This window comes from Bacteroides graminisolvens DSM 19988 = JCM 15093 (assembly GCF_000428125.1).
Classification (GTDB): Bacteria; Bacteroidota; Bacteroidia; order Bacteroidales; family Bacteroidaceae; genus Bacteroides; species Bacteroides graminisolvens.
The window spans coordinates 881,039-896,021 of sequence record NZ_ATZI01000001.1 but is presented as its reverse complement, the minus strand read 5'-3'; the positions used below and the strand labels follow the sequence as shown (position 1 = coordinate 896,021).

The window sequence follows — 14,983 nt, the reverse complement described above, 5'->3', positions numbered from 1 at the left end:
TAATGATGAAAAATATATTTAAACTATTTATTCTGGGAACAGGAATAGCAAGTTTAACGGCTTGTTCCGATTTTCTGGATCAGACCTCACCGTCTGAAATGACTGATGAAACAGTCTTCAACTCCGCCGCATACACAGAGAATGCACTCAATAAAGTATATGCAGGCCTAACCCTTGACCACACTTACGGAGCACGTATTCCATTGAACTTCTCAACCAATTCGGACATTGAATTAGTTGACGGACTTGATAACACCGGTTCCGGAAATTCAGTGGCCGTTAACGAAAGAGGTGCAGGTAACTTTAACCCGAGCTCAAGCTGGACTAAGCTGGATGACAATTGGAGCGAATGCTATGAGATCATTGAAAACGCTAATATCGTTGTAGAGGGAATAGAAAACAGCAGTTTGATTGCCGAAGGTAACTCTTCAAGAACCAAGATGCTGAGATACAAAGGTGAGGCATTGGCTCTTCGTGCTATGATCTATTTTGATCTGATAAGAAACTACGGAGACGTACCGATGAAATTCGAAACGACTAAGTCGGACGGATCAAACATTTACCTGCCCAAAACAGATCGTGATGCCATTATGGAGCATCTCATTACCGACTTAGAAGAAGCCATTGATTACTTGCCATGGGCCGGAGAGTCATCATACACAACAGAGCGCATCACCAAAGGTTTTGCTCACGGACTATTGGCTCGTATAGCGATGAGTTACGCCGGATATTCTATTCGCGAATCATCCAAAGCCGGTGAAGGTTACGAAACATTGGCAAACAGTGATGCCACTTACCCTACTCAAAGACCAGGTGCTGCCAAAAGAACGGAGCTTTACACGAAAGCACTGACTCATCTGGACGCTATCATTGCCAGCGGTACGCATCAGTTGAACCCAAGCATTGAAAACGAGTGGTACTTGATTAACCAGCAATCATTGGATCAAACGTACAGAGAAAACATCTTTGAGGTGGCTCACGGATTAAATTATTCAGGTGAAATGGGATACACAGTGGGCGTACGTTTGTCGGGTGTAACCACCACTTACGGATACGGAAACTCATCCGGTAAAATCAAGCTGACCGCACCTTTCTTGTGGTCGTTTGACAAAGACGACTTAAGACGCGACCTGACTTGTGCAACCTATGAAATTAAGCCGGGCAGCAGCAACGAACCCGTTGAAACCATGCAAAGCAACTCACCATTTGCCATCTACGTGGCTAAGTGGGACCCTCGAAAAATGAGCGACTCATGGCGCACGGCATCAAAAGCCGCAACAACTAAGTTTGGTTACGGTATTAACTGGATAGTACTTCGCTATGCCGACGTATTATTGATGTACGCAGAAGCATTGAATGAATTGCAGGGAGCCGACGTGGTTGGTCCTACCTGCGGACTCACCGCCCGTGAAGCCTTGTTGAAAGTTCGTTCCAGATCTTTTGATTCAAGCAAGCAAGCAGCCGTAACGGCTTATGTAAACGCAATAAGCAGCGGAAGTGATTTCTTCAACGCGCTGGTTGATGAAAGAGCATGGGAGCTTGCCGGAGAAGCGGTTCGCAAGTACGACCTGATTCGTTGGGGATTGCTTGACAGCAAAATAACAGAATCAAAAGAGCAATACATGGAATTGATTACCAAAGCACCTGCTTCACTATATTATAAGATGAAGAGCAGTGATGCTAACGCCATCGACATGTCGAGCATCTGCTGGTATGAAGCTCCCGCTAATGTAGCCGATTATAAGAGTGTAACCGGATGGGGAGGCGAAGATCCTACAAACGGTAAAAACGTAGCTTATCTTCCTTACATCAGCTGGGGATTGAACAGAGTGGTTAAGAACAGACATTTATTGCCTCTGGGAGCAACCACCATCTCCGACTCAAAGGGATCACTAAAGAACTCATATGGATTTGAATAATTTATATACAATGAATAGCATAAAGAAATTAAAAAACATAGCAGTCGCGGGAGGATTATTCCTCCTGACTGCATGGGTTAACACATCGTGCGATACCACAAACGACTGGTCGGTTGACGAGAGTTACGACCGCTTATTCCGTACTACTTCCATTAGCGTCGTTCCGACTGCCACTGAGGCCGAAGTAACTTGGGGAACAGGATCGAAAGCCGATTTCTATATCATTGAAATCAGTAAGGATTCTCTTTATCAAGATGACATTCAAACCGGATCTATTGTTTTCGGTGAAGACAAGTCAATCACCAAATCACCGTTTACATTAACCAATCTGGATAGCGATACGAAGTATTACCTGCGTATTAAATCTTGTTCGAACGAAAAGATTAGTTCGAAGTGGGCTTACCATGAAAAGTTCTCGTTTAAAACAAAATCAGAACAAATCATGTCGCCCGTAGCGTCTGAAGACTTGAAAGCCACCTCGGCTACTTTGCGGTGGACAGCCGGCAAAACCGTTACCAACATGGACATTCTGACTCCAGATCTCGCGGTAATTAAGACAATCAATTTAGATGCCAATGCAGTTGCTAACGGATACGTAACCGTTACCGGTTTAACACCTAACACTTCGTACACGGCCAACTTGTATAACGGTACCGTAAAAAGAGGATACATCAGCTTCACAACCTATCCGGAAGTGCCGGAAGCCGATAAGATGATTTACCTGAATGCTAACGACTCAATTAATCAAACTCTATTTGATGACCTGGCCGGTAGCTATTCAACCGTCACATTGGCTATTCCTGCCGGAGCCGTATTTGCAAACAACAATACACTGACTATCCCCAACGGCATGTCGGTGAACTTCTTTGGTTTGCCGGGAGCCAGCAAAGCCGTACTATCAATCAAACAGATTACGTTAAGTGCCAACCACTCCTTCATCAACTTTACAAATGTTGATATAAGCGGATATGTGTACGAGAATGGAGTGGCAACAAGCTCGCTGAACAGTTACCTCTTCAACCAGCAGGCTGCCACTAACGTAGGTGCCATTACGTTTGACAATTGCTTGATTCACGATTTAGCAAATACACCTTTCAGGTTGCAAGGTTCGGAAGCCAAAACCATTGGTACGCTGACATTCAATAATTGTATCGTAACGAATCTGAAGGATAGTTATTACTTTATCAATGCTGATGCCAGCGGTAATGGAGTAATAAGCAACATCAATATTACCAACTCAACCTTCAACACGGTTGGCCGCTTTATTTTGAGTAAGAGTACCAATACAAACAGCATAACGCTGAGCGACTGTACTTTCTATAATATGATTGCAAGCGGAAGATACTTCATTGATTTCGGTTCAACCAGCTACGGTCCGGCCAATGGCATCAGTATCAAGAACTCAATCTTTGCACTGAGTCAGGCTGCTACTGCGAAAGGAATTCGTGCTTCGGGCACAGTGACAGTAGAAAACAGTTATGCTACATCTGACTGGCAGCTAGGTTCACCCTCCATTTCAGGATTGATAAGCTATAGCGGTGCTTCTTCTGCCTTATTTACTTCACCGACGACAGGCGATTTCAGCTTCCTCGACAAAACATTTGCAGGAACAGAAACAGCCGGTGATCCTCGCTGGAGAGAATAATAGTGATGAGGGTATGCTATGCCCAAAATAATTGGCCAAACACTTGACTTTGGTAATATAATGTATTATCTTTGTCAGCATAATCCTATAGTACATTCAAATTAATATAGGCGCAAAGGCAGGAGTTCAAACTCCTGCCTTTTTTGTTTGCTGCCGGTTCATTTTTGATCGGAGACGGTTGCTTATGCCGGTTTGCACGGTAGCAAATGGTCCGCGACAAACCGTCTCTTGGCCGTGAGACGGTTTGTCATGACCCAAGAGACGGTTTCTCTTTTCAAATTGCTCGTTATCTTTTTCCAATCGGCCGTTATGTTTTTCAAAAAGTTGGTTATGTTTTACCCAACTCTTGCCAATCATTCGCCGAAGCCTCCTTACGAGTTAATAATCTATAAAACTGCTCTTGACAAGATTCCACTGAAAAGAGTGTAGAAGTAAAGCTATTTCATGGAAACAGCCAGGTACGTGGGGATAAAAGCCATAGTCCGTTGAGTGAACTGCTCAGCGAACTACAGCTTACACGACTTGCCATACGTGTCGCGATACTCGGTTGGGGTCATGTTAAACCGTTGTTTAAAGCACTTGCTGAAGTAACGCGGGTCATTGATGCCCACCATATAAGAAATCTGCGTCATATTGAACTCGCCCGTCTCAATGAGTTGAGCGGCGCGTTTGATTCGCATCTCTTTAATAAACTCAATAGGTGCAAGCCCCGTAAGTGTCTTCAGCTTTTTGAAGAACACGGAGCGGCTAACGGCCAGCTCGCTGACCAAATCGTCGACAACTAATTCGCCGTTATCCATATTCTTTTCCATGATTTCCACCAGCTTATCCATAAACTTACGGTCGTGCGAAGACATTTCAGGTTGCTCGTCATCCTTACGCTCCTCGTCGGCCTGCATGTTCATCAGGTTGCTGCGATACAAACTCTGCAACTTGGCACGTTGCGCCAGCAGGTTATCCACTCTGGCCTCCAGGTAGGCAGCACTAAAAGGTTTGGTAATATAGTCGTCGGCACCGTATTCCATGCCCTCGAGCTTGCTTTCGATGGAGTTTTTGGCGGTGAGCAATATCACGGGAATGTGGCTGGTTGTCATGTCGGCCCGCAAATCTTTGGTCAGCTCCAATCCGTCTTTCTGAGGCATCATCACATCACTGATAATGATGTCGGGCAGGTACTTCAACGCTTTGTTCCAACCGTCAAGCCCGTCAACGGCCTCAACCACACGGAACTTGGACACGAAGATGGAGCGCAAAAACACTCGCAGCTCCGAGTTGTCTTCAACGATAAGCATCGTTGCCTGCGCCTTTTGCCGAGGAGTGGTTTCCACCGTTCCGTCATCCGGAGCATCTTGCTTCGAATCATCGTGGCGTGCTTCTGCAAATTCGCAAGGCAAAGAAGTTGTGTCTTCGGCCTTGACCGAATCGTCGAGAATAAATTCCACCGTTGCCTCATAGTGTTCTTTTCCTTTCAGGAAGGTCGTTTTGAAACAACTGCCCTCACCCAGTTTGCTGTCAACGGAAATGGTTGCCTGATGCATTTCAACCAACTCCTTTACCAAGGCGAGTCCGATGCCGGTGCTGGCCTGCTGGTTGAAAAGGTTCTTATCTACCAGGTTTTCAAAACGCATGAAGATGGAGTTCTTTTTGTTTTCGGCTATACCGATGCCCTGATCTTGCACACCTATGGAAACCGTATTTTCTTCCTCCCTGATAAACACGGTAATGCTCTTGCCCACGGGCGTGTATTTAAACGCGTTGGAAAGGAGATTAAACAGTATTTTCTCAAACTTATCGGCATCTACCCATAAACACAACTCATCTTTCTCGGTTTCGAAAATGAAGTCTATCTGTTGTTCCTCGGCCAATGACTCGAAGTTATTCATAATGTTTCGGGTGAATGCAACCACGTTGATGCGTTGCACCTGCATCTTCATCTTCTTATTCTGAATCTTTCGGAAATCGAGAATCTGGTTGACCAGCCGAAGCATTCTATTGGTGTTTCTTTCTACCACCAGCAGTTGCTCTCTTACGTCGGCCGACAATTGGTTGTTCTTCAGGATGTAGCCCACCGGACCGGCAATCAGCGTTAACGGTGTGCGCAACTCATGCGATATGTTGGTAAAGAAGCGCAACTTAATATCAGAAACTTGCTGTTCTACGGACACCTCGTGTTTCAACCGGTAGATCGTAAACAAAATGTAAACCGTGATGAGAATGATCAGCAAGATAGCAACCACATAAAGGAAGTAGGCAAAGGGTGTTTCCCAAAAAGAAGGCAGCACTTCAATATCGAGCGTACGCACATTGTCCACCCACACACCGTCACTGTTGGTGGATTTCACCTTAAACACATAGTGTCCTTTCGGCAAATTGGTGTACGTGGCGTTTCTTAGTTTATCGGCATACGTCCACTGCTTCTCAAAGCCTTCCAGTATGTATGCGTACTGAATATTAGCAGGGTTTATGTAATCGAGGGCGGCATACTGAATGGCAAAAACATTTTCCTTGTGAGAAAGAACCAGTTCACGCGTATCGTCAAGAATGACTTTCAGCACCGATTTATCTCCCGGTATAATGTCTTCGTTGGCTATCAGGAGTTTTGAAAACACAATGTGAGGAGTGAAAGTGCTTTTCCTTATCTTCTGCGGATTGAAGTAGAAAATGCCTCCGCTTGCTCCGAAAAAGATTTGTCCGTTCGCTGTTATTTCAGAGGCCGCCTCATTGAAACGCACCCGGAAGGTGAAACTTCTGTCATCATAGTTCTCGAACGTCTCTGTAGAGGGAATGAACTTGCTTATTCCGTTCTCCGTGCTCATCCATAAGTTACCTTGTTTGTCTTCACGAATAGAGAGTAAAATGTCCGACGGCAGCCCGTCGGCCACGCTATAGGCACGAAAAATCGCTTCCTCTCCTTTACCGTAGCCCGTTAACTTGTTCAACCCTCCGCCGAAAGTGGCCAGATACACCTCGCCTTTACGCGTGGCCAGAATCCAATGCACATCGTTGTTACTCAAACTATGAGGATTGGTGGATGATCTTGAATAATGATGGAAATGTATGGCCTCAGGGTTCTTAAAGTTCTCATTGAAGGAGATGGCCCCCGTAGTCGTTCCCACCCAGATGTTTCCTTTCCGGTCGGACGTAATAAAACGAGCCCGGTGACATTTGTCGATGGGGTATCCTTTCAGGTTGTTCCGGTGATTGATAAAAAGCAGCTTACCCGATTTATCTTTTTCAATGTAATTGATGCCTCCGCCGTAAGTTGCTATCCACAACCTACCTTTGCTATCTTCAAACACACTGTACAGGTTGTCGTTACTCAGACTGTAAATGTCGTCGGCACTGTATTTATAACGGGTCAGCAGGTAACGGTCGCCCCGTTTTTCGGCGCGGACCAATCCGTCGCCCTTTGTGGCAATCCACAAAATTCCCTGGCGATCTTGCGTCAAAGCATACGTGCTGCCTTTGAGGGGAGTGCCCGACTGAGCGATGGTTCCTTGTTCGGTGAGGTAACCCAGGTACTGTTGTTTCGAGTTATACACCCTTAGCATTCCGTCTTTTAAGCCTGCCCACAGGTTGCCTTCCTTGTCTTGAAACAACGCACGCACGTCGTTACTCAACGATTCGTAGTTATGCTTAACGGGCGTATTCAGATGAAACTGTGTGGTGAGGAACGTTACTTTTTCCAATCCTTTGGAGTGCGAGCAGAGCCACAAATTACCCTGACGGTCGGAGAAGGCGGCATGCATTTTATTTGAGAACCGCCAATCGGGTGAGTCGAGGTCATCATAAAACGGAATCAGGCTATTGCTTTTGCGATCGAAATAAGAGAATCCGCCGCCGTAAGGGTGCACCCACGTGGTTCCGTGGCTGTCTTCGTGAATGTGAAAAGCCGGATGTCCGCGATAAGCGCTACCGGGCTCCACACGCATCTTCTCAACTTTCAGTATCTTCGAGGAAGGATTGAAATGGGCAACGGTACCTACCAGTTCCTGTTCAAACCACACTTCCGATTTCTTATCAACGTATATGGAGCGCACGGGTACATGAGGGAAATCGCTGCAAACAATGTGCGAATAGTGCGTTGCCTTCTCCGTTTTCAGGTTGTAGGTAAAGAATCCGTCGGTTTCTGTTGCGGCAACCAACTCCGAAGAGTGAACGACTGCTATATCGGCAACAGCCGATTTCGTTGGTAATTCCAGTAAAGTAAAACGTTGCGCTTTCTTATTGTAACGCCACACACGCCCCCTGTCGGATGCGAAAAAGAGTTCGTCCTGACTCTCGGCGAAACCATAAAAGGCCTGATCAGCATGTTCGCGCCCGTCTTTGGCATCAACGAAGTAAGGAGTCATTTTCTTCTCCCCTTTCTTGATCAAGCCCAGACCGTTGTCGGTCAGTATCCATTCGTTGCCGCTTTGATCCAGTTCCGCCTTGTACACCCGGGTTGCAGGAAAGAGTCCCGACTTCACCGAATACGTATCGGTAGAAAGCCGGTAAGTGTCCGCATCCGTGCGAACTCGGATGGCTCCGTCGGCTTCGGTGAGCAGCCACACCACGCCGTTGGGTAGCACCTCAATGGTCAAAACGTTATAAGTACTCGCCTCTCCCGTGGCCGGCACCTGTTCAAACGTCTCGGTGCGCGGGTCGAAACGATGCGCCCGGTTGTCGTAAGTCAGCACCCACAAGTAACCATAACGATCCTCGTACATCCGGTCCACCCGGTTGTTGGTCAGACTGATGAGATTGCCCTGACGGGCTTTGTATGTTTTAAAGGAATAGCCGTTGAACTTATTAATACCATCCCAGGTAGCAAACCACATATTCCCTTTGTGATCTTGCAGAATACTCATTACCGTATTCTGCGACAGTCCATCTTCGGAAGAATAATGGGTAAAGAAACATTTATGTTGAGCAAAAGAAAACAGACTGGTAAAAACTAGTAAGCAAAATAGGCCAAATTTCTTCATATAATAGGTGGCGTTTTTTAATAATAAGGTTCAAATATACGAATTAAAGAGAGATTTTGCTATCTTTGTTACAAATTTTAAAGTTTTCGAACCATGAGAAGATTCGCATTTATATTTGTTTGCATAGCACTATTGCAGTCATTAAACGCTCAAGAAGCAGCAAATGCCTCGTACGAAGTGACAAAAAACATGCCTGTTTTTTATGATCAGATAAAACAGCAGCTCACCTACCCTGAGGCATGGGGAAAATCACCCGTCAAAAAGTTCGCCAAATGGCGCACGGAAGCCCGGAAAACGCTCATGGAATGTATGGAAAATATTCCTCCCACAGCCAAAGCCTACAACATGGTGGTAGTAGGCAGTGAGAAGCGAAAAGGATATGAAGCCCGAAAAATACTATTTAACTTATCGGAATGGAGCCGGGTGCCCGCCTATCTGCTTGTTCCTGAGGGGAAAGGGCCGTTTCCGGCTATCGTCATGCTGCACGACCACGGTGCACCCTTCTCCATTGGAAAGGAAAAAATGATCAGACCCTTTGGTGTGTCTGCCGAAGTAATGGCCGATGCTGATGACTGGGCACAGAAATGTTATGACGGACAGTATACCGGTGATTACTTTGCCGCGCACGGGTATGTCGTTTTATCCATCGATGCTTTGTATTGGGGGGAACGTGGACGAAAAGAAGGGGTTAATTATGAGGGCCAGCAGGCATTGGCTTCCAATCTGCTGCAAATGGGAACCTCCTGGGGGGCTTTGATCACCATGGATGATGCGTATAGTGTTGACTTTCTGTCGACTTTACCCGAGGTTGACTCGGAGAGAATCGGTACGCTCGGCTTTTCAATGGGTGCATACCGTGCCTGGATGCTTTCTGCTGTGACCGATCGTGTAAAGGCGGCTGCCGCTATTTGTTGGATGAACACAACCGACTCGTTAATGACGCTTACTAATAATCAAAACAAGGGGGGCTCTGCTTACTCCATGATCATACCGGGCATACGGCGGTATCTGGACTATCCGCATGTTGCCTCCATTGCGTGTCCCAAGCCCACGCTGTTTTTCAATGGAACGAAAGACAAGCTCTTCCCTGTTCAAGGGGTGGAAGATGCGTACAAAACCATGCGTGCCGTGTGGAATAGTCAGGGAGCCGACGAGAAACTGGTCACCAAGATATGGGACGAGAAGCATTTTTTCAACCGGGCCATGCAGCAAGAAACGCTTGACTTTTTTGACCGTTGGTTAAAGAAGTAAGGAAGAGCATTAGAGACTGTAATCTAAACTGTGTCAGTAAATTAAAAAAGTATTAACTTTACTAACACTGTTTAGATTACAGTCTCGCACCCTATTTATATTTTTTCATCTTTTCATCTTTTATGTTACATCTCTTTTTCTCTTTTTCGTCTTTATCAATTAGTCTTTTCCAAGAAAATGCAACTATTTTCCATAAGCCTGACAATAATGCAAGTACTAATCCAAGTAAAATCGCTCCGCGTGCAGAACTATTAAAAGAATCAATATACTTAATAAATTTATAAGGATAATTATATTCCCAATCTTCATTTGAAAACATGAGATAAATGCAAAAACATAGAAGTGCACCAATTAACAAAAGCCAATAAGCTTGTTTTTGCCATTTCCGGAAATCCTCGTTGACTTCCTTTGCTATGAGTTTCTCTTTCAACACTTTGTTTTCAGCTTCCTTTTCTGACAACCTACTATTAATTCCGTTCTTATCATCTTTCAACTGATTTATATCCTCTAAAACTTTAGCTTTATGTTCTTCAAAATCTGATGATATCTTTTCTTGCTCTTTGATTAATTTTTCATTCTGCACACTTAACAGTTCAACACGCTCTTCCAGTTCATGTTTAGCATAGTTTTTAGCATTTTCAAATATTTCATTATTGCTAATTCCTTTATGAACAACACCGTTGAATTTATTCTCAATCAAATTATTCAACAAGGTTCTTTGTTGAATAATATCCTCGGTCATTTCACTGATGCCAGCAAGTACAATATGAAGTCTTTCACTTGTGATTAGAACTTCATTGTTTTTTAAGTTGAGAAAATTCACAAAGCTTTTAAAATCATCGTCTGTTCTATCTAAATAACGAAGCAAAATACTTAGCCATTGACTTGGTAATAAGACAGTTGGCACTGAATCTTTTCTCTGATAATCCCATCTTCTTAAACCTTGGTCGGTAGAAATGAGAAAATATTTTGTATCAAAAATATTTTGATTATTACTACCCCTTTTGGCTTCAACCCAAAGAATATTCTCCGCATCAATAGTAGCACTTCCAATAGTTTCGTGACCTTCATTTGCTTTAAAAGAAGAAATTTTTGAAGTATAATCATCTAATACTTCTTTGATATTTTTTCTCTCTACATCATAAGGCATTAAAGTCTCTGTTTCGATTTTAAATTCTTTCTTAAAATTATCATATAGGCTCAATACCTCAGCTAAAAATTTATCAAGGTTATAATTTGATTTACCAATTCTCCACTTGTGATAAAAGTTATAAATATCTTGTTGAACCTTAACTTCCTGATAAACAATTGATTTTATACGAGGCGTATTATACTTGCTAATTTTGTCAATATGCCCTTTTAATCCTTCTTTAAATTCAAAATCTGTTGATTTAGATATTATCAGTTTTTCTCCTGCATCATTGAACTTTTTAAGAAATGTTTGAGACCTCTTTTTTCTGTCCTCACCATTAATTCCTAAAGTCCTATAAATGATATTTGTATCAAGATAAAAACTTTTATTCTTTAAGTTAGTTAAATGAATGGATGAAACTCCGTTTTTATTGGTCAGCATACAATATTCAAGTGCATAACTTGAAATATCAAAGATTGCTTTGTTTTTGTCAGCATTATCCCAAAACAAAAAGTTATTAATTATTTCCTTTTCTTTTTCAGTATAGTTTGTTGATTCAAGATTAATTAAGCCAGTAACACCCTTCTTACTATTAATTAATTTTTGAAAGCTTGATGTGTTTGAGCTAAAAATCTCATACAAGAAGCGATGTATCAATAATCTCGCATCAACATCACCGATTAATTGACTATATTTGTCATGAAATTCAGCAATAAAATAATCAATGTTTCTCGCTTCGATCTTTGAAAGCAAAGTTTGTTTCCTTGATTGAGTTAGACAAACATACAAATTACCATCTCTAAAATCAGTTAGAAACCTATCTTGCTCGTTATTGACAATTTCTTTAATTACTTCTTCTTCAAAAAGAAGATTGTAATTGTCATGAATAAAATCAATTATTTGATGCACTGTACATTCTACTGAATTACTTTCGAGTAAAACCGATTCAATAATCTTCCGATGAATCGTTTTGGGAGTTACTTCATAGTTGTTATCTGCATATAAAACAGCAGCTAATCTAAATAACTGATTTGCATATTCTTCTGACATAATTTCCACTTTCTTTTATATTAAACACTCAGTTCGGATGACATACCAGAAATAACTTCCGATTATTTGACTTATACATATACAATATAACATAAATAATAACCAATTTCAGGGTTCATAAAATTATTTATATCGTCTTTGATCATTAAAAAGAAGCCTTGTAAAATAGAGCAAATCAATTATTATCTATCATTACAATTTCTATCATCATGTATGACATTTAATTCATATTTCCGTTTCAATCTTCCGATCTTTCCACCTAACGATTACGAATGTGAAACGTTCGACAACCCACTTTATATATGATGTTAGACTATGCTAAAAGCGACCAAACTCGAAAGAATGTTTTTTTTTGCTATATCTTTGGATTAATCCTCACTATCTAATTTACAAAATTAGAAAAAAAACGTTATCTCGTATTGAAAGCACCATAAAAATACGGTAAGCTTTAAAATCTTTACTACTTAATAGAACGTAGCATATTGATAAACGTCAGAAACGAAAACACTTTAAGTCATTATAGACGTTGTCTGACCACAATGAACCTCAATTATGAAATCTGTTCTGTTGAGTTAGCGATAGTTTCGAGATTGTCGTCATTAGCTTCAGATTCAAAAGGCAACGCTTCCAAGTTCTTATTTCAAGCATATCCTTTACTGTTTACACTTTGCTTACAAGGTTACTTAGAAGAGAATCTTTTGCCTAAGTTCGCTTTGTTAATCAAAGAACAAGAGACTACGGGTATTCCCAGTGTATCAGAAGTATCCAGAGAAATAGAAATCCTAACACTTACCAAACATAGAATGAACCGATCCTTTACATTATAAATGTTGTGCCACACGAATTGTTAAGCCAACGTATTCAAGCTACCAATCTTGAACGAAGATACCTATATCTTAAATAATAATGGGGAAACCACTACATTGGTGCAATTTTCTCGAAAAGGCGTACGGTGTATTTGACAAGCGTATAGGAAATTTTGTATTGCTAAAAAGTCAGTTCACACGTGCGACGACACACTTATATCACACATTTATGGAGTTGGGATTGTACATTATGAGCCTAAAATATCTTTTGGGATACATTGATATTTAAACCACGTTTATTTACACGTTTCAATCTTGGGAAGACAAATGGCCTTATCTATAATGGAAAGCCATATAAATTAAATAGATTTTCGGCTAGTTAGTTCAACACAGCCTCCAAATGGCTTGAGATGGCCAATTTGAAGGCTGCATTGTTACCTTATCTTTTTATTTCAAACACAGCGTTTCCGTTTTTCACGGGATTCCAGCCATCATCACCTGCCAGTACAGTTGAGATTTCGTATCCCTTTGTCGTTTTCAGCTGATGCGAGAAACCTGCACGTGCTTGGGGATTTGCTCCGGGACCTTTGCTTTGGTATTCAGCATAAAAAGCAGTTTTCTCGTTTTCTTTCTTTCCCCAGTTATTCCAACCCACCGGCAAAATGTGGCTGCCCAGTTCACAGCGAATATATACGGCCTGCGCGTAAGGTCTCCACGGGCGAGATAAATAGACGTTCTTAACGCCTTCATCTGCCGTCAGCTTACAATCATAAAACACATAACCGTACTTTTTCCCCTGATCGGTTGAAGGCGCCGTTACGTATCCGTCACGTTTGCTATGAATAGTACAACGATTAAAGACAACCGTTGACCATCCGAAAATGAAATCAACCGTACCCTCTATGTAGCAGTCCTCGTAATATTGACGACTGTGCTTACCGTAGGTGTAAAGTGTATCTTGAAATCCCAAGAAGCGGCAATGCTTGAAATAAGCCCTGTCTCCGTTTACGAAACAAGCAACAGCTTGTCCCACCGGGCCCGCCGTATTTTCAAAAGTGATGTTCTCCGCGTAGAAATCGGGACCATAAATGTAACAGGTAGAAGAGCCCGATGTGCCCATCTTCTCTCCCAACCGGTTGAGTTTATCGGCATAATCATCGTTGGATATAACTGCACCCTCCTGCCCGATCAACGAAACATTGATTTTGCTTTCGGGAACCACCAACTTCTCTTTGTAAACCCCTTTTCTGATCAGAATGGTAGTGCGTACACCTTTGCGGAAATCGGGAACAGCATCAATAGCCTCTTGTACGGTAAAGAAGTCGCCGCTACCGTCTTTCGCCACTACATAGTCATAGTAACGAACATACCCGGCCAGCGCAGGAACTTCTTTGGCTATGGCCTGCACAGCCAGTTTGGCAACCACCCTCGCACCGTATACATTTAAGTGTGTATTGTCTTCACGTCCTTGAGGAATGGCGGGAACCGTTTGAGGCTGAACCCACATAAACAGTTTCTTTGATTCTACCGGACCCATGCCTTGAACCAGATCATGCGTTATTTTATTCATATCCACGAATGCCACACCCAACTCTTTGGCTACGCGACGAGGCGATTCAAGATACGCTCCGTGCGTGTCATACAGCACATTGCCTTCAACCGGTTTGGTCGCAGCGCCGGGCACCTTTCGGGCATCAACCTTCATATCCTTGTCGTCCGGACTGATAAAGTTGCGACGAACAATGGAATTGAATAGAACAGGGATACCTCCTTTGGCACGAGTTTCGTTGACAAATCGACGAAGATTATCATCAAACGAACCACCGGGAACGGTGTAACGTGTGGAATCCTTCTTCTCGTCGTTGTGTCCAAATTGAATAAAGACATAATCGCCCTTCTTCACTTGGGAAATGACTTTCTCCCAACGTCCCTCATTAATAAAACTTTTTGAGCTTCTGCCATTTTGGGCATGGTTATCAACTACGATGTCTTCGGAAAAGAAGCCGGCAAGTACATGCCCCCAACCTCTTTCGGGATTGCCTCCGTCTAACTTCTTGTTAGCCATGGTCGAATCGCCAATCATGAAAATAGTTATTGCCGGTTTATCTGCTTTAAAAGCCGAAAAAAGGAAAAAGGTTACCAAAAGTAACGCTAATTTATTCTTCATCTTTCTACATATTATGGTTTATACTGCAATATTACAAAGAAACATC

Annotated in this window: 6 protein-coding genes; 3 read left to right on the top strand and 3 right to left on the bottom strand. The window is 42.6% G+C overall.

Going from position 1 to position 14,983, the window contains the following annotated elements; translation table 11 throughout:
• The first annotated feature begins 5 nt into the window (after nt 1-5).
• A complete protein-coding gene (locus C511_RS0103675; protein ID WP_024996336.1) occupies nt 6-1,919 on the top strand; it encodes a RagB/SusD family nutrient uptake outer membrane protein in 1,914 nt (637 codons plus the stop codon).
• Nucleotides 1,920-1,929: 10 nt separating this feature from the next.
• Complete coding sequence (locus C511_RS0103670; protein ID WP_024996337.1) at nt 1,930-3,564, top strand: DUF5123 domain-containing protein; 1,635 nt, start codon at nt 1,930-1,932, stop codon at nt 3,562-3,564.
• A gap of 506 nt (nt 3,565-4,070) precedes the next feature.
• Here the strand turns inward: C511_RS0103670 and C511_RS0103660 are convergent.
• A complete protein-coding gene (locus C511_RS0103660; RefSeq protein WP_027317837.1) occupies nt 4,071-8,531 on the bottom strand; it encodes a hybrid sensor histidine kinase/response regulator transcription factor in 4,461 nt (1,486 codons plus the stop codon).
• Between the two features lie 93 nt (nt 8,532-8,624).
• On the opposite strand from C511_RS0103660, the gene C511_RS0103655 reads away from it, so the two are divergent.
• Entirely contained in the window at nt 8,625-9,782 is a 1,158-nt protein-coding gene (locus C511_RS0103655) for a dienelactone hydrolase family protein (protein ID WP_051260440.1), read from the top strand.
• Nucleotides 9,783-9,873: 91 nt separating this feature from the next.
• On the opposite strand, the gene C511_RS0103650 is transcribed toward C511_RS0103655, so the two are convergent.
• Together C511_RS0103650 and C511_RS0103645 are read right to left on the bottom strand one after the other, a co-directional pair.
• Nucleotides 9,874-11,964 carry a hypothetical protein gene (locus C511_RS0103650; protein ID WP_024996339.1) on the bottom strand — a complete coding sequence of 697 codons (2,091 nt, stop codon included), beginning with the start codon at nt 11,962-11,964 and terminating at the stop codon, nt 9,874-9,876.
• Between the two features lie 1,245 nt (nt 11,965-13,209).
• Nucleotides 13,210-14,937 carry a pectinesterase family protein gene (locus C511_RS0103645; protein WP_024996340.1) on the bottom strand — a complete coding sequence of 576 codons (1,728 nt, stop codon included), beginning with the start codon at nt 14,935-14,937 and terminating at the stop codon, nt 13,210-13,212.
• Nucleotides 14,938-14,983: the final 46 nt, after the last annotated feature.